The sequence below is a fragment of the Ferroplasma sp. Type II genome (assembly GCF_000496155.1).
Genome location: NZ_KI542720.1, coordinates 1 through 1,042, shown reverse-complemented (window position 1 = coordinate 1,042; position 1,042 = coordinate 1). Strand labels below are relative to the sequence as shown.

Sequence of the window (1,042 nt, the reverse complement as noted above, 5' to 3'; positions counted from 1 at the left end):
CATCTAAAATATATAAATTAACCATNTGCGATGCACTGCTATGTATCGCCATTAAATTCCTTGCTACCATATCTTTATCCTCATTATATATGGGAACAAGAACTGCTATTTTTTTTACATGTGATCTTAAAAAAATGTTTGACTTTGGCACTGTATTACTATATTTATATTTGCTCCTCCTGTAAGAAAGCATTAGCGCTAAACTCTGTATTCCGAAAAATAAGGTTGCAAGCCAGAAGTAAAATGAAAATAAAAAGGTTATAATGCTATTTTTATAATGCAATATTATAATAGAGTAACCTAGAGAAAATATGCCGATAAATATGAAAATAATGGACAATAATGTGATTATATTCATTAAAAAAGAATATTTTTTCATATACCCTCACTTATATGATTTAAAAAAGGCATATTCATCAACAGGTTCTTCCTTCTTAGTATAATTATTTACGGCATTAACCTGATTGGTAACTTTTAGCTTATTCTGGTTAACTACGTAATTTACCTTTGATGTGATTTCTATTCCGCTGGAAGTTATGGCAAAATGCATAGGCATAGTATTGTTCAGTGGAACGGGCATTTTAGGTATCATCATTGTCCTATCAATCCCTTTTGTGCTTAATTTATAGTCCAGTTTTATTATGCCAGCTACATAGTTCTCTTCAGAACCATAAACACTTAAATCGGAATTCTGTAAAATGCTTGTTATAATTACTACTACACCTTCCATGGCAAGGCTATTTATAAATAAATTAATATAATCATCATCCGGGATAAGTAATGGCATTACCATATCTATAACCACCCTTTTAATGTTATTTGCCACTATAACTTTTTTTAACCCGGAAATAACTTTTGTGATAAATTCTCTATAATCTGCTTTATTTTTCATATTTTCCAGTTTCAATGATTTTGTCTTGTCAGAAATTTCCATAATTTCTATCATGTCGTTTTTATAGCTCTCATAGAAATTTATATCCATTGTCCTTATATTTTCAACAAATGCCTCAGGAAATGTATCTGTTAAAATAATCAGGCCTTT

1 protein-coding gene and 1 pseudogene are annotated in these 1,042 nt (G+C 29.6%); both read right to left on the bottom strand.

The window, feature by feature from the left end; translation table 11 throughout:
* Positions 1–379, bottom strand: a pseudogene (locus AMDU4_RS06760) (glycosyl transferase); the annotation flags it as partial.
* Between the two features lie 6 nt (positions 380–385).
* Positions 386–1,042 (bottom strand): ATPase domain-containing protein (locus AMDU4_RS06755; protein WP_021787233.1); only part of this gene is annotated, 657 nt, incomplete at its 5' end.